Origin of the sequence: Micromonospora sp. NPDC057141, from assembly GCF_042670805.1 — a bacterium.
GTDB lineage: Bacteria > Actinomycetota > Actinomycetes > Mycobacteriales > Micromonosporaceae > Micromonospora.
Genome location: NZ_JBHUVA010000001.1, coordinates 170292 through 190955, shown reverse-complemented (window position 1 = coordinate 190955; position 20664 = coordinate 170292). Strand labels below are relative to the sequence as shown.

The 20664-nt window shown below is 71.4% G+C and carries 23 protein-coding genes; 10 read left to right on the top strand and 13 right to left on the bottom strand.

Annotation, left to right across the window (positions count from 1 at the left end; translation table 11 throughout):
• Positions 1-122: 122 nt before the first annotated feature.
• The 7 genes from ACFT41_RS00830 to ACFT41_RS00800 all read left to right on the top strand — a co-directional run bounded on the left by ACFT41_RS00830 (position 123) and on the right by ACFT41_RS00800 (position 9187).
• Positions 123-932, top strand: coding sequence for a metal-dependent hydrolase (locus ACFT41_RS00830; RefSeq protein WP_377584765.1), 810 nt, complete (start codon positions 123-125; stop codon positions 930-932).
• A gap of 192 nt (positions 933-1124) precedes the next feature.
• Entirely contained in the window at positions 1125-2246 is a 1122-nt protein-coding gene (locus ACFT41_RS00825) for a LacI family DNA-binding transcriptional regulator (protein WP_377589999.1), read from the top strand.
• 36 nt (positions 2247-2282) lie between these two features.
• Positions 2283-3587 carry an ABC transporter substrate-binding protein gene (locus ACFT41_RS00820; RefSeq protein ID WP_377589998.1) on the top strand — a complete coding sequence of 435 codons (1305 nt, stop codon included), beginning with the start codon at positions 2283-2285 and terminating at the stop codon, positions 3585-3587.
• A 59-nt stretch (positions 3588-3646) separates the two neighbouring features.
• The gene (locus tag ACFT41_RS00815) at positions 3647-4615 is read left to right on the top strand and encodes a carbohydrate ABC transporter permease (protein WP_377589997.1); all 969 of its coding nucleotides are present in this window, start codon (positions 3647-3649) and stop codon (positions 4613-4615) included.
• Positions 4615-5511, top strand: coding sequence for a carbohydrate ABC transporter permease (locus ACFT41_RS00810; RefSeq protein ID WP_377589996.1), 897 nt, complete (start codon positions 4615-4617; stop codon positions 5509-5511). Before ACFT41_RS00815 ends, ACFT41_RS00810 begins: the two co-directional genes overlap by 1 nt.
• The gene (gene yicI / locus ACFT41_RS00805) at positions 5508-7781 is read left to right on the top strand and encodes an alpha-xylosidase (RefSeq protein WP_377589995.1); all 2274 of its coding nucleotides are present in this window, start codon (positions 5508-5510) and stop codon (positions 7779-7781) included. The genes ACFT41_RS00810 and yicI overlap by 4 nt, the downstream gene beginning before the upstream one ends.
• Positions 7778-9187, top strand: coding sequence for a GH1 family beta-glucosidase (locus ACFT41_RS00800; RefSeq protein ID WP_377613708.1), 1410 nt, complete (start codon positions 7778-7780; stop codon positions 9185-9187). The genes yicI and ACFT41_RS00800 overlap by 4 nt, the downstream gene beginning before the upstream one ends.
• Here the strand turns inward: ACFT41_RS00800 and ACFT41_RS00795 are convergent.
• Positions 9094-10269, bottom strand: a complete 1176-nt coding sequence (locus ACFT41_RS00795; protein WP_377613707.1) for an epoxide hydrolase family protein — start codon at positions 10267-10269, stop codon at positions 9094-9096. The genes ACFT41_RS00800 and ACFT41_RS00795 overlap by 94 nt on opposite strands.
• Positions 10270-10367: 98 nt before the next feature.
• On the opposite strand from ACFT41_RS00795, the gene ACFT41_RS00790 reads away from it, so the two are divergent.
• On the top strand, positions 10368-10856 hold the full coding sequence (locus ACFT41_RS00790; RefSeq protein ID WP_377587326.1) for a MarR family winged helix-turn-helix transcriptional regulator: 489 nt from the start codon (positions 10368-10370) through the stop codon (positions 10854-10856).
• 216 nt (positions 10857-11072) lie between these two features.
• Here ACFT41_RS00790 and ACFT41_RS00785 read toward each other — a convergent pair whose 3' ends face one another.
• Together ACFT41_RS00785 and ACFT41_RS00780 are read right to left on the bottom strand one after the other, a co-directional pair.
• Positions 11073-11312 (bottom strand): winged helix-turn-helix domain-containing protein, encoded by a 240-nt coding sequence (locus tag ACFT41_RS00785; RefSeq protein ID WP_377587328.1) that lies wholly within the window; start codon positions 11310-11312, stop codon positions 11073-11075.
• Positions 11313-11378: 66 nt separating this feature from the next.
• A complete protein-coding gene (locus ACFT41_RS00780) occupies positions 11379-11588 on the bottom strand; it encodes a helix-turn-helix transcriptional regulator (protein WP_377587330.1) in 210 nt (69 codons plus the stop codon).
• Positions 11589-11830: 242 nt separating this feature from the next.
• Here ACFT41_RS00780 and ACFT41_RS00775 point away from each other — a divergent pair, with 242 nt between their 5' ends.
• Positions 11831-12760 (top strand): helix-turn-helix domain-containing protein, encoded by a 930-nt coding sequence (locus ACFT41_RS00775; RefSeq protein WP_377587331.1) that lies wholly within the window; start codon positions 11831-11833, stop codon positions 12758-12760.
• A gap of 46 nt (positions 12761-12806) precedes the next feature.
• Here ACFT41_RS00775 and ACFT41_RS00770 read toward each other — a convergent pair whose 3' ends face one another.
• A complete protein-coding gene (locus tag ACFT41_RS00770; protein ID WP_377587333.1) occupies positions 12807-13766 on the bottom strand; it encodes a helix-turn-helix transcriptional regulator in 960 nt (319 codons plus the stop codon).
• Between the two features lie 61 nt (positions 13767-13827).
• Between ACFT41_RS00770 and ACFT41_RS00765 the strand changes: the two genes are divergently transcribed.
• Positions 13828-14262 (top strand): VOC family protein, encoded by a 435-nt coding sequence (locus ACFT41_RS00765; RefSeq protein ID WP_377587335.1) that lies wholly within the window; start codon positions 13828-13830, stop codon positions 14260-14262.
• Positions 14263-14342: 80 nt separating this feature from the next.
• Here ACFT41_RS00765 and ACFT41_RS00760 read toward each other — a convergent pair whose 3' ends face one another.
• Genes ACFT41_RS00760 through ACFT41_RS00720 form a run of 9 tightly spaced genes read right to left on the bottom strand, consistent with a single transcriptional unit; the run spans position 14343 to position 20660 of the window.
• On the bottom strand, positions 14343-14630 hold the full coding sequence (locus ACFT41_RS00760; RefSeq protein ID WP_377587337.1) for a putative quinol monooxygenase: 288 nt from the start codon (positions 14628-14630) through the stop codon (positions 14343-14345).
• 8 nt (positions 14631-14638) lie between these two features.
• Entirely contained in the window at positions 14639-15646 is a 1008-nt protein-coding gene (locus ACFT41_RS00755) for an LLM class flavin-dependent oxidoreductase (protein WP_377587339.1), read from the bottom strand.
• Positions 15643-15912 (bottom strand): TIGR04076 family protein, encoded by a 270-nt coding sequence (locus tag ACFT41_RS00750; RefSeq protein ID WP_377587341.1) that lies wholly within the window; start codon positions 15910-15912, stop codon positions 15643-15645. Before ACFT41_RS00750 ends, ACFT41_RS00755 begins: the two co-directional genes overlap by 4 nt.
• The gene (locus tag ACFT41_RS00745; protein WP_377587343.1) at positions 15909-16193 is read right to left on the bottom strand and encodes a TIGR04076 family protein; all 285 of its coding nucleotides are present in this window, start codon (positions 16191-16193) and stop codon (positions 15909-15911) included. The genes ACFT41_RS00750 and ACFT41_RS00745 overlap by 4 nt, the downstream gene beginning before the upstream one ends.
• Positions 16186-16920, bottom strand: a complete 735-nt coding sequence (locus tag ACFT41_RS00740) for an SDR family NAD(P)-dependent oxidoreductase (RefSeq protein ID WP_377587344.1) — start codon at positions 16918-16920, stop codon at positions 16186-16188. Before ACFT41_RS00740 ends, ACFT41_RS00745 begins: the two co-directional genes overlap by 8 nt.
• Positions 16917-17687 (bottom strand): amino acid ABC transporter ATP-binding protein, encoded by a 771-nt coding sequence (locus ACFT41_RS00735; protein WP_377587345.1) that lies wholly within the window; start codon positions 17685-17687, stop codon positions 16917-16919. Before ACFT41_RS00735 ends, ACFT41_RS00740 begins: the two co-directional genes overlap by 4 nt.
• On the bottom strand, positions 17684-18547 hold the full coding sequence (locus ACFT41_RS00730) for an amino acid ABC transporter permease (RefSeq protein ID WP_377587347.1): 864 nt from the start codon (positions 18545-18547) through the stop codon (positions 17684-17686). Before ACFT41_RS00730 ends, ACFT41_RS00735 begins: the two co-directional genes overlap by 4 nt.
• A complete protein-coding gene (locus ACFT41_RS00725) occupies positions 18544-19698 on the bottom strand; it encodes a hypothetical protein (protein WP_377587349.1) in 1155 nt (384 codons plus the stop codon). Before ACFT41_RS00725 ends, ACFT41_RS00730 begins: the two co-directional genes overlap by 4 nt.
• Positions 19695-20660, bottom strand: a complete 966-nt coding sequence (locus ACFT41_RS00720) for an LLM class flavin-dependent oxidoreductase (protein WP_377587350.1) — start codon at positions 20658-20660, stop codon at positions 19695-19697. The genes ACFT41_RS00725 and ACFT41_RS00720 overlap by 4 nt, the downstream gene beginning before the upstream one ends.
• Between the last annotated feature and the right edge of the window lie 4 nt (positions 20661-20664).

Sequence of the window (20664 nt, the reverse complement as noted above, 5' to 3'; positions counted from 1 at the left end):
AACGGCGCTGACCGCCTCGCGACACCATCCGTTGTGGACCGTCCAGGTGATTGCTCCCCGGCGGCGACTCTGCCAGAGTGGCCTAGTTTGTGGATCAAGATCCCTGGGGAGGGCGAGGCGTCATGATGGGACCGTCCCACGCGCTGTCGGGCGCGGCGGTGTGGCTGACCGGCTCCTGGGCGCTCGACCAGTTCGCCGACTACCAACAGTCGCCGCTGGCCCTCGCCGTCGGCACCGCGGTCTGCGCCGGCGGGGCGCTCTTTCCCGACCTCGACCTGTCCGGCAAGGTGACCCGCAACCAGGGCGGGGCCACGGTGGCGCGCACGTTCGGGGTGGTCAGCCTCTTCGTCGCCGAGGTGATGGAGAAGATATCCCTCGGCGTCTACTACGCGACCAAACTGAGCAAGGATCCGCGCCGCAACAACGGCCACCGCACCCTGACCCACACGATCCCGTTCACCGTGCTGGTCGGCTGGGGCACCACCGCGCTCTGCGCCGCGTACGGCAAGTGGGCGGTGGTCGGCATCCTGTTCTTCATGTTCGGGCTGGCCCTGCGCGGGCTGTTCGACCGCTGGGCGGAACGCGCGGGCTGGGTGATCGTGACCCTGGCCTCGGCCGCCGCCGCCTGGTTCACGTTCGCCAACCTCCCCGGCGACCGGGGGTACCCGCTGATCGGTCTGGCCGTCGGGGTGGGCTGCTTCGTGCACATCCTCGGCGACATGATCACCCGGGCCGGGGTGCCGATCCTCTGGCCGATCCCGATCAAGCGCCGGATGTGGATGATGGTCGGCCTGCCGAACAGCATCGCCCTGCGCACCGGCAGCAAGACCGAGGTGGTCGTGCTGCGCGGCGTGCTGACCGCGCTCTCCCTGCTCGCGACGGTGGGCCTGGTCGCGCCGTCGGTGCTGCGCAGGTTCAACATCGAGGTCTAGAGGCCCCGCCCGTCGCCGGGCCGACCCGCGCCGGGGGCGGGGCGGCCCGGCGACCCATTTTCGTCATCGGCTATTGACGCCCTCGTAACACGTGCCCTACGGTCTGTCGAAACGCTTCGACTAAGCGCTTCGACCAGGCGTTTCGACGCAGGTCGAGAGCCCGTCCGGCAGCCGGTGTGAGGGAGGTGCGCGATGGCCACGATGCACGACGTCGCCCGGCTCGCGCGGGTCTCCGTCAGCACCGTGTCGTACGTGCTGACCGGCGCGCGGCCCATTTCCCAGGCCACCCGCGACAAGGTCCGTGCCGCGATGGCGGAGCTGGACTACCAGCCGCACGCGATGGCCCGGGGGCTGGCCAGCCGGCGCAGCCGCATCCTCGGCCTGCTCCTGCCGATGGACGATCGCGGCCTGGGCGCCACCGAGACGGCCTTCGTCACCGGCGCCGCCTCGGCGGCCAGCACGGCGGGCTACCACCTGGTGCTCTCCCCCGTCGACGCCGACGACCTCGACGGCCTGCGCCGGTTGGCCAGCCAACGCATGCTCGACGGCGCGCTGCTGATGGAGGTGCAACTCGACGACGAGCGGGTGGCCGTGTTGCGGGAGGCGGGCGTGCCGCTGGTGCTCATCGGCCGCACCGGCGACACCACCGACCTGTCGTACGTCGACATCGACTTCGACCGCACCGTACGCGACGCCGTCGCGCACCTCGTCGGCCTCGGCCACCGGCGGATCGTCTACGTCAACCACTCGGCCGCGACCATCGCCGAGGGGTACGGCCCGGCGCTGCGCACCCGCGACGCGTTCGCCGCGGCGATGGCCGAGCACGACGTCGAGCCGCTGATGATCCCCACCGAGGACAGCGCGGCCGGCGGGCGGGCGGCCCTGGACACGGCCTTCGACCGGGCCCCCGACCTGACCGCCGTCCTCGCCATGAACGAGCGGGCCGTCTTCGGCATCCTCGGCGGGCTGGCCGGCCGGGGCCTCACCGTGCCCGACGACGTCTCCGTCGTCTCGATGGTCACCTCGCCGCAGGTCGCCGAGCTGGCCACCCCCGCGCTGACCGCGATGACGTCGCCCGGCTCGGCGCTGGGCCGCATCGCGGTCGAGGCGCTGCTGCGCCACCTGGAGCAGGACAGCGCCCCGATCCACCAGCAACTGCTGCCGTGCACGTTGGAGGTCCGCGGATCCAGCGGGCCTCCCGGTCGTCCGACGGGGGACGCCAACGGCGAGGCCGACCCGGCCGACCCGGAGGCGTCGGGGACGACGAGCAGGAACACAGCCCGCCGCCGCGCTGCCACGCGACGACGGGCCTAGAGGAGTACCGGCTCGATACTCACGAGGAGAATGGTAATGCAACGATTCCGCACAGTCGTCGCGGCGGTGACCCTGGCCGTCGCCGCGACGGCGGCCCTGACCGCCTGCGGTGACGACGCCGACACCGGCGCCAGCGGCGCCAAGGTGCTCAAGCTCTGGCACTACGAGGGCGAGACCAGCGCCATGGGCGTGGCGTGGGACAAGGCGATCGAGGTCTTCAAGCAGGAGCACCCCGGCGTCGAGGTGCGCTTCGAGCGCAAGGCGTTCGAACAGATCCAGCAGAACGCCGGGATGATCATCAACTCGTCCGAGGGCCCGGACGTGATGGAGTACAACAAGGGCAACGCCACCGCCGGCCTGCTGTCCAAGCAGGGTCTGCTCACCGACCTCACGGCCGAGGCGACCGAGCGCGGCTGGGACAAGGCGCTCAGCCCCAGCCTGCAGACCACCGCCAAGTACGACGACAAGGGCGTGATGGGCTCCGGCAACTGGTACGGCGTGCCGAACTACGGCGAGTACGTGATGGTCTACTACAACAAGGACCTGTTCGACCGCAACGGCGTCAAGGTCCCGACGACGCTCGACGAGCTGACCGCCGCGATGGACACCTTCGTCGCCAAGGGCATCACCCCGCTGGGCACCGCCGGTGCCGAGTACCCGGCCGGGCAGCTGTTCTACCAGCTCGCGCTCGCCAGGGCCGACCGGGCGTTCGTCGACAACTACCAGCTCTACAAGAACCCGGTGGACTTCAAGGCCGACCCGCTCAAGTACGGCGCGGACACGTTCGCCGAGTGGGTGAAGAAGGGCTACGTCGGCAAGAACACCGCCAGCGCCAAGGCCGAGGACATGGGCACCGCGTTCATCGCCGGCAAGACCCCGATGATCGTCTCCGGGAGCTGGTGGTACGGCCGGTTCAAGGCCGAGATGAAGGCCAACTGGGACAGCTTCCTGTTCCCCGGCAACAAGCTGCACGCCGGCTCGTCCGGCAACATCTGGGTGGTCCCGGCGACCAGCAAGGCCAAGGACCTGGCGTACGACTTCATCGACATCACCATGCGCCCGGAGATCCAGGCCCTGATCGGCAACAACGGCGGCGTCCCGGTGGCCGGCGACCCGTCCAAGATCGCCGACCCGAAGGACAGGAAGCTGATCGAGAACTTCAACGCGATCAGCACCACCGACGGCCTGGCCTTCTACCCGGACTGGCCGGTCCCGGGCTACTACGACGTGCTGGTCTCCGGCTTCCAGGGCCTGATCAACCAGTCCAAGTCTCCCGACCAGGTGCTCGACGCGATCGCCAAGCCGTACGACGAGGGCGTCGCGGAGATCAAGCGCGGCTGACGAGGACGCCCGGCGGGCGCGCCCTGCGCGACGCGCCCGCCGGCACCGGAGGGATCACCATGGCTGCATCCGACGCCCTCGTCACCCGACGCCGGGCCACCCCCACCCCGAAGGGCGGCCGGGGCGACCGCCGCCGGCGCGGCGACGCGGGGTACTGGCTGTACCTGCTGCCCGGCGCGGTGCTCTTCGCGCTGGTCATCGGCGGGCCGCTGCTGTTCACCGGCTATCTGTCGCTGACCCGCTGGTCCGGCATCGGCGACCCGACGTTCGTCGGGCTGGAGAACTACCAGCGACTGCTCGACGACACCGTCTTCTGGCAGTCGTTCCGCAACACCCTCTTCATGATCGTGGCGATGGTCGTGGTGCCCACCGTCGTCGGGCTGGTGCTCGCGGCGGTGCTGTTCGACATCATCGGCCGGCGGTTCCAGCCGCGCACCGCCAACGCCCTGCGGGCCGCGTTCTACCTGCCGCAGGTGCTGCCGGTCGTCGTGGCCGGCATCGTGTGGGGCTGGATCCTGCGCCCCGACGGGGCCCTCAACGGGCTGCTCGACGCCGTCGGGCTGGGCGCGCTGTCGCACGACTGGCTCGGCGACCCCGACACCGCCCTGCCGGCGGTGATGGGCGTGATGATCTGGGTGCAGATCGGCTACCCGGTGGTCGTGTTCATGGCCGCGTTGCAGCGGGTCGACCCCGAGCTGTACGAGGCGGCGGAGATCGACGGCGCGGGCTGGGCCCGCCGGTTCCGGGCGATCACCCTGCCGCAGATCCGGCCGGAGACGTTCGTCGTGGCCCTCACCTGCACCATCGCCGCGATGAAGGTGTTCGGGCCGATCTACGCGCTGACCCGGGGCGGCCCGGAGAACGCCACCAACGTGCCGTCGTACTTCGCGTACTACACGTTCTTCAAGAAACTCCAGGTCGGGTACGGGTCGGCGATCTCGACCGTGCTGACACTGATCATCGTGGTGGTGGCGCTGCTGTTCATCCGCGCGCAGCACCGCGCCGAGCGACGGGACGGGAGCGACTGATGTCCGTCACCCTCACCGAAACACCCGCGGCACCCGCGAAGGCCGGCCGGTCCGCTCCTGTGCCCGACCGGCACCACCGGGGCGCCGGCCGGTGGATCGTCCTGGCCGTGGTCACCGTCGGCGCGCTGGTCATGCTGGTGCCGTTCGTGTTCATGCTGCTCAACGCGTTCAAGGCGCCCGGGCAATACTCGACGGACGGGCCGCTGAGCTGGCCGTCGGAGTTCTACACCCAGGGCCTGCGCACGTACTGGACGCAGGTCGACTTCCCGCAGAAGCTGTGGAACTCCACGCTCATCGCCGGCTCGGTCGCGGTGCTCGCGGTCGCCGTGTCGCTGCTCAACGCGTACGCGCTGGGCATCGGCCGGGTCCGGGGCCGGCTCTGGATCGTCGGGGCGTTCCTGCTGGCGAACATGCTGCCGCAGGAGTCCCTGGTGTACCCGCTCTACTACTTCGCCAAGGAGGTCGGCCTCTACAACACCCGACTCGTCGTGATCATCATCTTCACGGTCATCCAGAGCGCGTTCGGCACGTACCTGCTCGCCTCGGTGCTCGGCACGTTCCCCAAGAGCCTGCTGGAGGCGGCGGCGCTGGACGGGTCCGGCAAGTGGACGATCCTGTGGCGGGTCGTCCTGCCCAACGTCCGGCCCACCCTCGCCGTGCTGCTGGTCTTCTTCTTCATCTGGACCTGGAACGAGTTCCTCATCCCGCTGGTGATGCTCATCGACAACCAGACCCAGACCATCCCGGTGGCCCTCGCGTCGTTGCAGGGCGACCGGCTGATGGACGCCCCCACCACCAACGCCGGGGCGCTGATCAGCCTCGTCCCGGCGATCGTGTTCTTCCTCATCTTCCAGCGCACGCTGAGCCGCGGCATCACGGTAGGAGCCGAGAAGTGAAGTTCACCGACGGGTACTGGCAACTGCGTCCGGGGGTCACCGTCCTGCGCCCCGGCACAGTCGAATCGGTGGAGCCCGACGAACGCGGCTTCACCGTCTTCGCGCCGACCGGTCATATCACCGGGCGGGGCGACACCCTCAACCGTCCGGTCGTCACCGTACAGTTCTTCTCCCCCGCCCCCGGCGTGATCGGGGTGACCGTCGGGCACCACTCCGGCGGGCTGCCGAAGCAGCCGCGCTTCGCCCTCGCGGCCGGCGACGACCACCCGGTCACCGTCGAGGTCACCGGCGTCAGCGCGGCGCTGACCACCGGTGAGCTGACCGCCCGGGTCACGCTCGTCGACCGGTGGCGGGTCGACTTCCTGCGCGGCGACCGCCTGGTCACCTCGTCCACCGAGCGCAGCATCGGCGTCGTCACCGACGGCGAGGGCCGACACTTCGTCCACGACCGGCTGGCGCTGGGCGTCGGTGAGACGATCTACGGCCTCGGCGAGCGGTTCGGCCCGTTCGTCAAGAACGGGCAGACCGTCGAAATCTGGAACGCCGACGGCGGCACCGCCAGCGAGCAGGCGTACAAGAACGTGCCGTTCTATCTCAGCAGCGCCGGCTACGGCGTCTTCGTCGACCACCCCGAGCACGTGTCGTTCGAGGTCGGCTCGGAGGTCGTCTCGCAGGCCCAGTTCAGCGTCGAGGGGCAGTCGCTGACCTACTACCTGATCGACGGGCCCACCCCGAAGGACGTGCTGCGCCGCTACACCGCGCTCACCGGCCGCCCGGCCCGCGTCCCGGCCTGGTCGTACGGGCTGTGGCTGTCGACGTCGTTCACCACGTCGTACGACGAGAAGACCGTCACCGAGTTCATCGACGGGATGGCCGAGCGGGACCTGCCGCTGTCGGTGTTCCACTTCGACTGCTTCTGGATGCGGCAGTTCCACTGGGTCGACTTCGTGTGGGACCCGGCGACCTTCCCCGACCCCGAAGGGATGCTGCGCCGGCTGCACGAGCGCGGCCTGAAGGTGTGCGTCTGGATCAACCCGTACATCGCCCAGCGCTCCTACCTGTTCGAGGAGGGCCGCCGGGCCGGCTACCTGGTGCGCAACCCCGACGGGTCGGTCTGGCAGTGGGACAAGTGGCAGGCCGGCATGGCGCTTGTCGACTTCACCAACCCCGACGCGGTGGCCTGGTTCAACAGCAAGCTCAAGGTCCTGCTCGACATGGGCGTCGACTGCTTCAAGACCGACTTCGGCGAGCGCATCCCCACCGAGGTGGTCTGGCACGACGGGTCGGACCCGCAGCGGATGCACAACTACTACGCCTACCTCTACAACAAGGCGGTCTTCGAGCTGCTGGAGGCCGAGCGCGGCGTCGGTGAGGCGGTCGTGTTCGCCCGGTCGGCCACGGCCGGCGGCCAGCAGTTCCCGGTGCACTGGGGCGGCGACTGCGAGTCGACGTTCGTGGCGATGGCCGAGTCGCTGCGCGGCGGACTGTCGCTGTCGGCGTCCGGGTTCGGCTACTGGAGCCACGACATCGGCGGCTTCGAGGGCACCCCCGACCCGGCCGTGTTCAAGCGGTGGATCGCGTTCGGGCTGCTCTCCTCGCACTCGCGGCTGCACGGCTCCGGCTCGTACCGGGTGCCGTGGGCGTACGACGACGAGGCCGTGGAGGTGCTGCGCCATTTCACCCGGCTCAAGTTGCGCCTGATGCCCTATCTGGCGGCGGCGGCCGAGGAGGCGCACCGCGACGGGGTGCCGGTGATGCGGCCCATGGTCGTGGAGTTCCCGGACGACCCGACGGCCGCGTACCTGGACCGGCAGTACATGCTCGGCCCGGACGTGCTGGTCGCGCCCGTGATGAGCGCCGACGGCGAGGTCACCTACTACGTGCCGGCCGGCACCTGGACGCATCTGGTCAGCGGCGCGCAGCTCACCGGGCCGGCGTGGATCACCGAGAAGCACGACTACGACAGCCTGCCGGTGCTCGCCCGCCCCGGGTCGGTGATCCCGTTCGGCTCGACGCACGACCGGCCCGACTACGAATGGGCCGACGGCGTGCGGCTGCGGCTGTTCGCGCCCGTCGACGGGCAGCGGACCCGGGTGCGCATCCCCTCGCCCGGCGGCGGGCCGGTGGCCGAGTTCGAGGTGCGGTACGACGACGGGACGGCCGCCGTCGAGCTGGTGGCCGGCGCGTCGTCCGGGTACGGCTGCGACGTGCTGAGATCGAAGTCGCCCGGCCACGGCGGCGACGTGCGGGGAACGGAGGCGAACCGGTGACCCGGGTGTTTCCCGAGGGCTTCGTGTGGGGCTCGGCCACGGCGGCGTACCAGATCGAGGGCGGGGCCACCGAGGACGGGCGCGGCTCGTCGATCTGGGACACCTACAGCCACACCCCGGGCCGCACGCTGAACGGGGACACCGGCGACGTGGCCGCCGACCACTACCACCGGTGGCCCGAGGACCTGGGGCACATCGCCGACCTGGGGCTCGCCGCGTACCGGTTCTCGATCTCCTGGCCCCGGGTGCAGCCCGGCGGCTCCGGGGCGGTCAACCGGGCCGGGCTGGACTTCTACTCCCGGCTCGTCGACGGGCTGCTGGAGCGGGGCGTGCGGCCGGTGGCCACCATGTACCACTGGGACCTGCCGCAGGAACTGGAGGACGCCGGCGGCTGGCCGGCGCGGGACACCGCCCTACGCTTCCGGGACTACGCGGCCGGCGTCGTCGAGGCGCTCGGCGACCGGGTGCACACCTGGACGACGTTCAACGAGCCGTGGTGCTCGGCGTACCTCGGCTACGGCTCCGGGGTGCATGCGCCGGGCCGCACCGAGCCGGCCGGGGCGCTGGCCGCCGTACACCATCTCAACCTGGCCCACGGCCTGGCCGGTCGGGTGGTGCGCGAGCTGGCGCCGGCGGCGGAGCTGTCGGTGACGCTGAACCTGCACGTGATCCGGCCGGCGTCGGCCTCGGCGGCCGACGCCGACGCGGTGCGCCGCATCGACGCGCTGGCAAACCGGGCGTTCCTCGGCCCGATGCTCGACGGGGCGTACCCGGCGGACCTGCTCGCCGACACCGCGACGGTGACCGACTGGTCGTTCGTGCGCGACGGCGACGAGCGCACGATCGCGGTGCCGCTGGACGTGCTCGGGGTCAACTACTACTCGACCACCCTGGTCCGGGCCTGGGACGGGGTTTCGGCCCGCTCGGACAACGACGGGCACGGCAGCTCGGTGCACACCCCGTGGGTCGGCGCCGACGACGTCGACTTCCTGCCGCAGCCGGGCCCGTACACGGCGATGGGCTGGAACATCGAGCCCGCCGGCCTGACCGAGCTGCTGCTGCGGCTGCACCGGGAACACCCCGGGCTGCCGCTGATGATCACCGAGAACGGCGCGGCGTTCGACGACGTGGTCACCCCCGACGGCCGGGTCCACGACGACCGGCGGCTGGACTACCTGTACCGGCACGTCGACGCGGTCGGCGCGGCCATGGACGCGGGCGCGGACGTGCGCGGCTACTTCGTCTGGTCGCTGCTGGACAACTTCGAGTGGGGGTACGGGTACGACCGGCGCTTCGGCATCATCCGGGTCGACTACGACACCCAGGAGCGGATCTGGAAGGACAGCGCCCACTGGTACCGGGGCCTGGCCGCCACGGGCCGGCTGGAGCCGCCGACGGGCGGCTGACCGGGTTGCCCGTGCTGGAGCTGCTCGCCCGCCCAGCGGGCGAGCAGCTCCGGCACCTCCATCGCGGCGAAGTGGCCCCCGCGCTCGAACTCCGACCAGTGCCGGATGTCGTACAGCCGCTCGGCCAGCGGTCGCACAGCCTGCGTGATGTCGTGCGGGAACACCGCCACCCCGACCGGCACCGGGCACTGCTCGATCCGACGCGGGGCCTCGCGGTGCAGTCGCGCCGAAGAAGCCGCGGTGGCGGTCAGCCAGTACAGCGAGATGTCGGTGAGCATCCGCTCGTCGCTGATCGGTGAGCGCGGGTCCGTCCACTGCGCGAAGCGCTCGGCGATCCAGGCCAGCTGGCCGACGGGCGAGTCGGTCAGCGCGTAGCCGATGGTCTGCGGGGTGGTGGCCTGCAGCGCCTGGAACGGCGGCCGGTTCGTCATCAGCTGCCTGACCTTGTCCAGCCGGGCCTCGTCCGTCTCGGACAGGCGGATGTCGGCGTCCGGCAGCGGCCGGGTCGGCAGGTAGTTGACGTGCACCCCGACGACCTGCTCGGGGGCCACCGTGCCGAGCGCCAACGAGATGCCCGAGCCGAAGTCGCCGCCCTGCGCGCCGTAGCGCTCGTACCCGAGACGGCGCATCAGCTCGGCCCAGGCCCGCGCCACCCGGACGACGTCCCAGCCGCGCTCGTGGGTCGGCCCGGAGAAGCCGAAGCCCGGGATGGACGGAATCACCAGGTGGAAGTCGCGCGACAGCGGCTCGATCACGTCGAGAAACTCCAGGAACGAGCCGGGCCAGCCGTGGGTGAGGATCAACGCGAGCGCGTCCGGTTTCGCGGACCTGACGTGAACGAAGTGGATGTGCTGGCCGTCGATCTCGGTGGTGAAGTGCGGAAGCTCGTTGAGCGCGGCCTCATGCGCGCGCCAGTCGTAGCCGGTGCGCCAGTGTTCGGCCAGTTCCCTGAGCCGCGCCTGCGGGAAGCCGTAGTCCCACCCGGCGTCGGCGATCTCGTTGGGCCACCGGGTGCGAGAGAGTCGGTCGCTCAGGTCGTCGAGATCGGCCTGGGGGATGTCGATGCGGAACGGTTGGATCATGTCCTTGCCTCCAGAGGAGATTCGTTTGCCTCCCGAACGTTCGTGCAACAAACGATACCGTCATCGTTAGTGCTCCCAACGATTGTTAGGCTTGTCACATGGAGAACCCAGCCGACAGGACGCCCGCCAGCTGGGAGAGCCTGCCCAGCTGGCTACTCACCCAGACCGCCAGCCACGCGCAGCGCCTGGTGAGCGACGGGTTCTCGTCCGTCCAGGCCCGCGGTTACCACTACCGCCTACTGGCGACGCTTCAGGAGTTCGGCCCGGCCAGCCAGGCCACGCTGGGCCGCCGCAGCGGCATCCACCTCAGCGACATGGTGGCGGCGATCAACGAGCTCGCCGATCGCAAGCTGGTCGAGCGGGCCCCGGACCCCGCCGACCACCGGCGCAACATCATCTCGTTGACCGCTGCGGGCAGGCGGCAGCTGCGTCGACTGGAGGAGCGGCTGGCCGAATGCCAGGACCAACTGCTGGCTCCGCTGTCACCCGAGGAGCGACAGCGGCTGACCGAGCTGCTGTCCAGGCTGCTGGCCCACCACCGGCGCACCGGCGACCCGAAGAGCCGTGGCGCTGACGCTGAGGCGTGAGCCGGACGCTGCCGCACCCGTCACCAACGGGCAGGGCGGCGCAATCCCCTGGGGTGGCCGGCATTCCATGATCGTCCGCTGTTTCTGGAGAACTCGCCCGGCGTGTCGTCTCCTCAATCAGCAGACGATCATGCAAGACCCACGGCTCAGCGACCGCGAGCCTTCCCGCCGTCACACCCATATCCCGCCGACCCGGACGTCATGCGATGGCCGCCGTCAACGCTGTTCGCCTCGCGGACCCTCCGCCACCCACAGCCCTCGACCCTGCAACCCGACCACCAGGCCGCGGTCCTGCAAGATGATCACGGCTCGCTGCACGGTGGTGACGCTGACCTGGTACAGGTCGGAGAGTTCCCGGTACGTCGGCAGACGATCGCCCAGGGCGTACTCGCCGGTCCTGATCCGGGCAGCGACGTCCTCGGCGACCTCACGGTAGCCGCCAGTCGGTATGGGCATGTCCGAAGTGCACCCCCATCGGACCTTGCTGCGCCTCGCGCCAGCTCAAGCGATAGTGCTTTCCCGTTACGGGGCGTCCGGGTCCACGCCTCTGGCCTGGTGTGGCCGGTGCACGTCAATCCACGCCTCCACGTCCTCGACCAGCCACACCGCTCCGCCGGCCAGTCGGTCGAACGGGGGCGGGAAGTCCGGCCGGGAAACGATCTGCACGATCCGGGCGCGGGAGACACCAAGACGTTCCTGTAGCTCTGCGCTCCCATACAGCCTCCGGACCATAGACCGAAGCTATGCGAGAAGACACTGTCGCATTTAACACCTGTCATATTTGACACTATCGGGTTCGGCAGGGAATCGTACGTGCTGGGTCGTCGAGCAGCGGCCACGAGGGGACCCGGCCGAGTAAGGGCCACGCCAGGGAGGTGGAATTCGATGTCATCGATCGCGCTGGTACCGACGGCGGCGCTCGGTTTCGCGGCTGGGCTGTTCCTGTTCAGGGTCAAGTCGCGGTGGTGTCAGCGGTGCGGGTCGGTGCTGAGCTGCCCGGACTGTGGAGCCCGGCGGTCGTCCGCCCGCCCGACCAACACGCGTTGGGCACGGTGGCGGTGAGCGACGAGTTGCTGCCGGTAGGCCGCCGGGTCGCCTACTGGCGCGGTCGGCGGAAGCTGTCGCAGCAGGTCTTCGCCGATCGGCTCGGCAAGTCCAAGAGCTGGGTGGACAAGGTCGAACGGGGTGTGCGAGCACTCGACAAGTTGTCCACACTCCAGGAAATCGCCGCCGTCCTGCGGATCGATGCGGCAGTGCTGCTCGGCCGGGACGCCCGCCCCGCCGACGTGACCGAACGGGCCGAGGGCGTGGACCGGATCGGGACGGCCCTGTCGACGTACGAGATCGCTCTGGGCCGGCCGACACGCCACCCGGCGTACCGGATCGCCCCACCCGACCTGGCCAGCGGCACCCCCGCCGAACTGTCGCTGTGCGGCACGCTGCTCCTCCAGGCCGCCCTGGCCGCCGCCCGAACCGGCGACCATCGGACCACCGCCGACCTCATTGCCGAAGCCGCCACCCTTGCCTCCCGGGTGGGCGACGGCCACGACCACCACCGCACCGGGTTCGGGCCCGTCGCCGTCGACCTGGCCCGGGCTGCGGCAGCCGTCGACCTCGGCGACGCGCACGACGCCATCACCTGGCACCGGAAGGCCACCGCACGCGACGGCTGGCGCTGGCTGCCCGCTGAACACCGCGCCGCCCACCTGCTCGACGCCGCCCGCGCCTATCTCCACACCGATGACCCCGCCAACGCCGGCCGGACACTGCTGGACGCCCACCGCACCGCGTCCGCCGAGGTACGCCACCGGCCGGCGGCGCGAACGTTGCTCGCCCGGGTGGCCCGCGACCCGCACGCCCCGGGCACGATCGTCCAGCTCGCCGGCACCCTCGGCGTGACCTGAGCGCACCCTCTCGGCGCTCAACCGGGCAGGCAGAGCCTGGCGTCCGTCAGCGCGGCTCGGCCATCGCCGCGAGGCGGCGGGCGAGCCGGGCGAGGGCCTGCCGCAGCTCCGCCGGCTCCAGCACCTGCGCCTCGAAGCCCAGCCGGGCCACGTGCAGGGCGAGCCAGTCCAGGTCGTCCCCGCCGACGACGAGCACGCACCACCCGTCGCGGTCGTCCTCGACGCGCCCCACCTGCGGCGGCACCAACTCCCGCAGCACGTCGGGCGCGGCGTGCACGCGCACCCGGGCGAGGTGCCGGTACGGGGCCTCGGCCACGGACCGCCGCACGTAGGCGACCGGGTCCGGATGCTCCCGTGCCCGGAAGCGCCACGTCGTCGCCGCCGTCTGGCGCATCCGGTCCAGCCGGAAGGTGCGCCAGTCGTCGCGGTCGACGTCCCAGGCCATCAGGTACCAGCGGCGGCCGGTGGTGACCATCCGCACCGGCTCGACCGTGCGCTCGCGCTCCCCGCCGTCGCGGCCGGCGTACCGGAACCGGACCCGCACGGCGTCGCGGCAGGCCCGCGCGAGGGTCACCAGCAGCTCCGGGTCGATCTCGACGCCGGGACCGACCAGGGTGTCGGTGGCCGCGTGCACGGCCCGCACCTCGGCGCGCAGCCGCGCGGGCATCACCTGGTCGAGCTTGGTGAGCGCCCGCAGCGCGGCCTCCTGCGCCCCGGCGATCGTGCCACCCGAGGCCAGCCGCAGGGACACCGCCGTGGCGATCGCCTCCTCGTCGTCGAACAGCAGCGGCGGCAGCCGGGTGCCCGCGCCAAGCTGGTAGCCGCCGCCGACGCCCGCCGTGGCGTGCACCGGGTAGCCGAGCGCGCGCAGCCGCTGCACGTCTCGGCGCACCGAGCGGTCGGTGACGCCCAGCTCGGCGGCGATCTCGGCGGCGGTCCAGGACGGCCGCCGTTGCAGCAGCGCCAGCAGCCGCAGCACCCGCTCGGTCGTCGCCTCGGCGGTCACCCGCCGATCGTTGCACAGGTCTAGGAACGCAACTGTCCGCAATATGCCGGAGGCTGGCACCATGACCGACGTTCAGATCACGTTCGACTGCGCCGACCCGGCCCGGCTGGCGGCCTTCTGGGCCGAGGTCCTCGGCCACCAGGTGCAGGCCCCGCCGCCCGGCTTCGAGTCGTGGGAGCAGGCGCTGGAGGCGATGGGTGTGCCGCCCGAGCGCCGCAACGACGCCTCGGCGGTGGTCGACCCCGCCGGCTCCGCGCCACGGCTGTTCTTCCAGCGGGTGCCGGAGCCCAAGCGGGTCAAGAACCGGGTGCACCTCGACGTGCGGGCCGCCCCGGGGCTGGCCGGCGACGCGCGGATGGCGGCCCTGGAGGCGGAGGCCGAGCGGCTCGTCGCCCTCGGTGCGACCCGGCTCGAACGCTTCGAGCCCGCTCCCCCGCTCGACGCGGGCCACCTCGTCATGGCCGACCCCGAGGGCAACGAGTTCTGCCTCGACTGATCACCCGCCCGTCCGCGCCGGGACCGGGCAGCAGGCCGTGTGCGGCGGCCTCCCCGCATCGACCTGCTGGTTCGTGCGGGTCAGTCCGCCGTGGTCAGGTCGGTGAAACTCGCCGGGGCCACTGCGACGCCGCGAATGAAGGATGTCCACGCCACCGTGTGGGCGGCCTCCCGGTGGGCCTGGTGCTTCTCCCGGCTCTCCCAGATCTCCAGCAGACGCAGCTCGGCGGGCGAGCCGGCCAGCCAGGAGAGCTGGTACTCCAGGCAGCCGTCCTCGCCCCTGGATGCCTTCTGGAAGGTGACCGCGGCCGCGTCGACCTCGGCGGTGCGGGCGGGGTCGACGACGATGCCGCCGTGGATGATGACCATGACACTCCTCAGGCGTTCAGGGACTTGCGGAGGACGGGCAGGACCTCGGCGCCGATCAGCCGGACCGTGGCCACGGGGTCGGGGCCCAGCGGTGGGCCGAACGAGATGTGCCGGACGCCCGCGTCGATGAGCTGGGCGCACTGGTCGATCACGTCGCCGGCCCCGCCGACGATGCCGAGGCCGAGCATGGCGTCGGTGACGGAGTCGACGGCGTCGGCCTGGCGGCCGGCGAGCATCAGCTCCTGGGTACGGGCGAACTCGTCCGGGTCGAGCCCGTTGGCGACCAGCGCGCTGGTCGACAGCGAGCCGCTGTACAGCGCGATGTGCCGGGCCAGCAGGTGCCGGGCAGCAGCCCGGTCGTCCGAAACGGATGCCCAGATGCAGGCCGCCACGTCCAGGTCCTCGATGGAACGACCGGCCTTGGCGGCACCGGCGGCGAGTTGCTCGATCACGCCGTGCACGTGGCGCGGCGGCAGGCAGAGCGGGAGTGCGCCGTCGGCCAGGCGGCCGGTCAGGTCGAGCATGCGCGGGCCCATCGCGCCGATGTAGATGGGGGTGGGACGCCAGGAGCGCAGCACGGCCTGCTCGCTCCAGCCCTCGGCGACGCCGGGGACACCGGCGGGGCTGCGGCCGTTGACCAGCTCGCGGATGGCGATCACCGCCTCCCGGGTACGCACGACCGGCGTCTTCGGCTCGATCCCGCCCCAGCGGAAGAAGACGTCCGATCCGGCGCCGAGGCCGAGCAGGAACCGGTCGCCGGACAGCTCCTGCAGACCGGAGGCGTACATGGCTATCTGGGCGGGGTGCAGTGACACCGGGTCGATCACGCCGGAGCCGAAGCGGATCCGGCTGGTGCGCATCGCGATCGCGGCGAGGGTCACCAGGCCGGGCTCGCCGAAGATGTCGTTGCCCGTCCACACCTGGTCGAATCCCGCCTCCTCGACGAGGACCGCCTGGTCGGCGGTCGCCTGGACGCCGTGGCCACCGATGCGGACGCTGAAGGTCACGGGCCTCATGGCGCCACCTCCACTCTGATGTGCAGGGCCTCCGGCGGATCGGGACACGCCAGCAGGGGTCGGCCGCGCAGGTACGCGTCGGGCTCGTCGGCGTCCAGCCGACCCAGCAGCGCCGGAATCAGCGAGGCGATGGCGAAGTAACAGAAGCGGGTGCCCTCGGGCACGGTCAGCCCGGTGGCGTCCAGTTCGAACCAGTCGCCGGGCCGCAGGCCGCAGGCCGAGTAGTTCATGTCCTCGACGGTGCAGCGCACGCGTACTCCGCTCATTCGAGGACCTCCAGCTTGAGCACGACGTTCTCCTCCGCGTCCGGGCAGCACAGGTACGGCTTGCGCACCAGCCAGCTGGCGAGGTCGATCGGGCTCTGCCGCATGCCCAGCACCGGCAGGACGCCCATGAGCGCCTGCGGGCAGAAGGGCCGGCCGCCGGTGGACAGTCCGGTGCCGTCGACGTCGCAGTGGTCGCCGACGCGGATGCCGCAGCGTGGCCGGTCGGCCCGCTCGACGACGATGCGTATCCGCCGGGCACCCGGAAGCAGGGACTCACCCATCGATCGGTTCCCCGCCGGTCACCCAGAGCGTCTGCCCGGTCAGCGCGCCCGAGTTCACGAACGTCAGCACGGCGTCGGCCACGTCGGACGGGTCCGGGAACGCGGGCAGCGCCATGCGCTCCCGGAGCTTCGTGGCGAGCGCGCGCTGGGCCGGGGTCAGCTCCTCGCCCGCCACCGCCACCCGGCCGGGCGCCACGACGTTGGCGGTGATTCCGTGGCGGCCCTCCTCCACCGCGAGATACCGGGTGAGCACGCTCGCTGCCGCCTTGGCCGCGCCGTACGCCCCGTACCCGGGCGCGGGACGGGCCATCAGCGCACCGGACACGTAGACCACCCGTCCCCAGCCGGCCGACCGCATGCCGGGCACGACGCGGGCGCAGAGCGCGGCGTGTGCCCCGACGGCGCTGAGCTGAGCGGCGAGCCCGCCCACGGACAGCTCGGCGACCGGAGCCTGCTCGGGTCTTCCGGGGTGCGCCGAGTTGACCAGGACGGCGACGGGGCCGAGCTCGTCCTCCACCCGGGTCACCGCGACGTCGAGGGAAGCCGGGTCGCCCAGGTCGGCGCCGACCACGAGGTGGCCGTCGCCGAACTCGGCCATGGTCTTCGCCGCCGCGTCGGGCCGGCGGTGGAAGTGCAGCGCGACCCGGTACCCGGAAGCGACCAGCCGGCCGGCGACCGCCGCGCCGATCGGTCCCGAGCCGCCGGCGACCAGTGCCACCCGGCTCATCGCAGGACCGCCGACAGGAACGCCCGGGTGCGTTCCTGAGCGGGGTTGCCGAGCACCTGCTCGGGTGTGCCCGTCTCGACGATGCGGCCCTGGTCCATGAAGACCACCCGGTCGCCGACCTCGCGGGCGAAGCCCATCTCGTGGGTGACCACGACGAGGGTGATGCCGCCGGTGAGCGCCAGGTCCTTCATGACGGTGAGGACCTCGCCGACCAGTTCGGGGTCGAGCGCGCTGGTCGGCTCGTCGAAGAGCATGACCTGCGGGCGCATCGCCAGGGCGCGGGCGATGGCGACGCGCTGCTGCTGGCCGCCGGAGAGCTTGGACGGGTACGCGGACTCCTTGCCGGTCAGTCCCACCCGGCCGAGCAACTCGCGGGCGTACGCGCGGGCCGCGGCCGGGTCCTGCCGCTTCACCTTGATCGGGGCGAACGCGACGTTGTCCAGCACGGTCATGTGCGGGAACAGGTTGAACTGCTGGAAGACCATGCCGATGCCGAGCCGCTGCCGGCAGGCGTCCGACTCGCGCAGCTCGTGCAGCCGGCCGCCGCGCTCCCGGTAGCCGACGAGCTCGCCGTCGACCGAGATGCTGCCGGCGTTGATGTCCTCGAGGTGGTTGATGGTGCGCAGCAGCGTGCTCTTGCCCGAACCGGACGGCCCGATGACGCAGACCGTCTCGCCGCGCCCGACCCGCAGGTCGATGTCGTGCAGGACCTGGTGCTGGCCGTACCACTTGGCCACGCCCCGAATGTCGATCATCACGTCGCTCATCGCTCGGCGGCCCTCCGTTCCAGGAAGTACTGACCGACCGAGGACACGGCGATCACCAGCAGATACCAGATGGTGGCGACGGTGAGCATCTCGATCGTGCGGAAGTTGATGCCGCTGATGCCCTGCACGACGGTCAGCAGGTCTCCGCCGGCGATCACCGACACGATGGCCGACGCCTTGAGCATGCCGATGGCCTCGTTGCCGAGCGGCGGAATGATCACTCGTAGGGCCTGTGGGAGCACGATGTGGCGCAGCGCCTGGGCCCGGGTGAGTCCGAGCGCCTTGGCCGTCTCGTGCTGGCCCTTGCCGATGGCGAGCAAACCGCTGCGCACCACCTCGGCCATGTAGCCGGAGCCGGCCAGGGACAGCCCGATCACCGAGGCCACGAAGGGGGTGACGACGTCGCCGACCGGAGCCGACCAGAACTGGACGCCGGTGAACGGGATGCCGATCACGATGTTCTTGAAGAACAGTCCGAGGTTGCCGACGAGAATCAGCAGGACGATCAGTGGGATGCCGCGGAAGACGAACACCCAGGCGGCCGCGAAACCGGCGATGATCCGGCTCGGCGACATCCGCATCACGCCGATCACCACGGCGAGGATCAGCGCGAAGACCATGCCGATCGCGGTGATCTCCAGGGTCAGCAGCAGGCCCTTGAGGACGGTCGGGGCGAAGAGGAAGTCGCCGACCACGCTCCATTCGAAGTTGGGATTGGTGGCGAGGCTGTAGACGCCGCCGGCCACCAGCAGCACGACGATGGCGGCGCCGACCGTCCGGCCCCAGTGCCGTACGGGGACGACGTCGCGCCGTGGCGCGAGACTGGGTGCGGCGGTGGTCGCCGCTGCGGCGTCGGTCATCGGGCCGCCTCCACGAGGGCACGGCCGACCAACGTCCAGCGGCTGCGCCAGGTGGACGCGTGCGCGGTGATGCCGGTGCCGTCGCGCACCAGCCGCTCGAACGGGAAGCTGTCGTAGATGATCTGGGAGCCGAGGATCTCGGCGCAGCGGTCGAGGACGGTCCGGGTGAATTCCTGCGCCAGGGGCGCGTCGCCGCGCGCCATCGTCAGGTCGTCGGGGGCCATGCCGTCGGTGAAGATCCGTTCGTCGATGCCCCGGACGCCGTCGAGGATCAGACTGCGGGCGGCCCGCACGTAGGTGCTGGCTTCGCCGAGCAGGTGCAGCTGGCGTTCGGTCGGCTGGCGGACGCCGCTGCCCAGCTGAGCGGTCGCCAGGTCGACGGCGTGCTGGGCGACGCCGACCGAGATGCCAGCCATGCTGTAGAAGGGCAGGTCGACGTGCTTGTTGAGGGGCTCGGCCGTGGGGTCGGGGGCCAGGAACCGGTCGAAGCTGTGGTGTCCGGGCACGAAGGCGTCGGTCACGGCGTAGCTCTGACTACCGGAACCGCGCAGGCCGATCACCTGCCAGTCGTCGATCAGCGTGACCTGGTCGACGGGCAGCCAGACCCCGAGCGTGAGAACGCTGCCGTCGGGCTTGCGGACCTTCTCGCCGTCGCGCTCGACCTCGACGCCGGCCACGATCCGCTCGGCGGCGCGGACGCCGCTGCCGAACTTCCAGCGGCCGGTCACCCGGTAGCCACCGTCGACCTCGACGGCCCGGCCCTTGGGATGGAACGAGCCGCAGGTCGGCACGTCGAGGGTCGGGTACAGCTCGGCGAAGGCGTCGTCGCCGAGCCGGCCGGCGTAGAAGCCGGTGGCCGCCAGCACGGTCATGTTCCAGGCGACGCCGGCGTCGGCGGTCGCCACCGCCTCGACCATGCGGGTCTGGTCGGTCAGGCTCATCGCGGGGCCCCCGCGGTGCTTCGGAAAGCCCACCCGGAAGGCGCCGGCCGCCCGCAGGGCCTCCCGCATCCGGTCGGTGAGGGCGGCGTCGGCCTCGGTGGCGTCGGCCTCCTCCCGTACGACCGGGATCAGGGTCTCGACGTTGGCGAGGATGTCAGCACTGGTGAGTGGCTCACGCAGGGCGGGCAGCGCGGCCGAGGTGATGCTCATCGGTGGTCTCCGGTTCGCAGTAGGGGCAGGACCGAACGGCCGAGCAGGGCGACGGCGTCGGTGAGCGAGGCGCCCAGGGGCTGTCCGAAGGAGAGGTGTCGGACGCCGGAGCTGATCAGCTCCTGGCAGCGGTGGGTGACGTCGCGGACGTCGCCCGCGATGCCGAGCCGCAGCATGTCGTCGTCGACGGCGGCCGCGGCGGCGGCCGGGTCGCCGGCGGTGACGAGAGACTGGACGTACCGGAACTTCTCGACGTCGAAGCCTCCGGCCTCGAGCGTGGCCGGCGCCAGCGACCCGGAGTAGGCGGCGATCTTCTGGGCGAGGTGGGCGCGGGCGGCGTCCCGGTCCTCGTCGATCGACACCCACAGGCAGCAGGCCAGGTCGAAGTCCGGTTTCGTGGCGCCGACCTGTGCGGTGAACCAGTCGAGGCGGTCCGGCGGGAGGCAGAGTGCGAGGACGCCGTCGGCCTCACGCCCCGCGAGGGCGAGCATCTGCGGGCCCATCGCACCCACGTAGATCGGGGTCGCGGCGGGCGGCCCGTCCTTGAGCACCGCCCGTTCGTGCCAGCCGCTCGGCACGCCGCCGGCCAGCAGGGTGCGCACGGCCCGCAGCCCTTCCCGGGTCCGCCGCACCGGCGTGCCCGGCTCGAGCCCGGCCCAGCGCAGGAACACCTCGGATCCCGCGCCGATCCCGAGCAGGTAGCGCCCGTCGCTGAGGTCCTGCAACCCGGCCGCGATCATCGCGATCTCGGCCGGGTGCAGGGAGACGGGATTCAGCACGCTGGACCCGACGTGGATCCGGCTGGTCGCGGCGAGGGCCAGGGTGACCGGCACGACGCCCGAACGGCGCAGCAGGTCGTTGCCGGTCCAGACCTGGTCGAAGCCGAACTCCTCCGCGGTGAGCGCGCAGTCGCGGAAGACGCGGGCCGGGACGCCACTGCCGATCCGGATGCTGAAGCGCATGGCG

What these genes read in the sequence shown, in the direction of transcription:
- ACFT41_RS00830 (WP_377584765.1), top strand. Translation starts at nt 123, where the DNA reads ATGATGGGACCGTCCCACGCGCTGTCGGGCGCGGCGGTGTGGCTGACC.
- ACFT41_RS00825 (WP_377589999.1), top strand. Translation starts at nt 1,125, where the DNA reads ATGGCCACGATGCACGACGTCGCCCGGCTCGCGCGGGTCTCCGTCAGC.
- ACFT41_RS00820 (WP_377589998.1), top strand. Translation starts at nt 2,283, where the DNA reads ATGCAACGATTCCGCACAGTCGTCGCGGCGGTGACCCTGGCCGTCGCC.
- ACFT41_RS00815 (WP_377589997.1), top strand. Translation starts at nt 3,647, where the DNA reads ATGGCTGCATCCGACGCCCTCGTCACCCGACGCCGGGCCACCCCCACC.
- ACFT41_RS00810 (WP_377589996.1), top strand. Translation starts at nt 4,615, where the DNA reads ATGTCCGTCACCCTCACCGAAACACCCGCGGCACCCGCGAAGGCCGGC.
- ACFT41_RS00795 (WP_377613707.1), bottom strand. Translation starts at nt 10,269, where the DNA reads ATGATCCAACCGTTCCGCATCGACATCCCCCAGGCCGATCTCGACGAC.
- ACFT41_RS00790 (WP_377587326.1), top strand. Translation starts at nt 10,368, where the DNA reads ATGGAGAACCCAGCCGACAGGACGCCCGCCAGCTGGGAGAGCCTGCCC.
- ACFT41_RS00785 (WP_377587328.1), bottom strand. Translation starts at nt 11,312, where the DNA reads ATGCCCATACCGACTGGCGGCTACCGTGAGGTCGCCGAGGACGTCGCT.
- ACFT41_RS00780 (WP_377587330.1), bottom strand. Translation starts at nt 11,588, where the DNA reads ATGGTCCGGAGGCTGTATGGGAGCGCAGAGCTACAGGAACGTCTTGGT.
- ACFT41_RS00765 (WP_377587335.1), top strand. Translation starts at nt 13,828, where the DNA reads ATGACCGACGTTCAGATCACGTTCGACTGCGCCGACCCGGCCCGGCTG.
- ACFT41_RS00760 (WP_377587337.1), bottom strand. Translation starts at nt 14,630, where the DNA reads ATGGTCATCATCCACGGCGGCATCGTCGTCGACCCCGCCCGCACCGCC.
- ACFT41_RS00755 (WP_377587339.1), bottom strand. Translation starts at nt 15,646, where the DNA reads ATGAGGCCCGTGACCTTCAGCGTCCGCATCGGTGGCCACGGCGTCCAG.
- ACFT41_RS00750 (WP_377587341.1), bottom strand. Translation starts at nt 15,912, where the DNA reads ATGAGCGGAGTACGCGTGCGCTGCACCGTCGAGGACATGAACTACTCG.
- ACFT41_RS00745 (WP_377587343.1), bottom strand. Translation starts at nt 16,193, where the DNA reads ATGGGTGAGTCCCTGCTTCCGGGTGCCCGGCGGATACGCATCGTCGTC.
- ACFT41_RS00740 (WP_377587344.1), bottom strand. Translation starts at nt 16,920, where the DNA reads ATGAGCCGGGTGGCACTGGTCGCCGGCGGCTCGGGACCGATCGGCGCG.
- ACFT41_RS00735 (WP_377587345.1), bottom strand. Translation starts at nt 17,687, where the DNA reads ATGAGCGACGTGATGATCGACATTCGGGGCGTGGCCAAGTGGTACGGC.
- ACFT41_RS00730 (WP_377587347.1), bottom strand. Translation starts at nt 18,547, where the DNA reads ATGACCGACGCCGCAGCGGCGACCACCGCCGCACCCAGTCTCGCGCCA.
- ACFT41_RS00725 (WP_377587349.1), bottom strand. Translation starts at nt 19,698, where the DNA reads ATGAGCATCACCTCGGCCGCGCTGCCCGCCCTGCGTGAGCCACTCACC.
- ACFT41_RS00720 (WP_377587350.1), bottom strand. Translation starts at nt 20,660, where the DNA reads ATGCGCTTCAGCATCCGGATCGGCAGTGGCGTCCCGGCCCGCGTCTTC.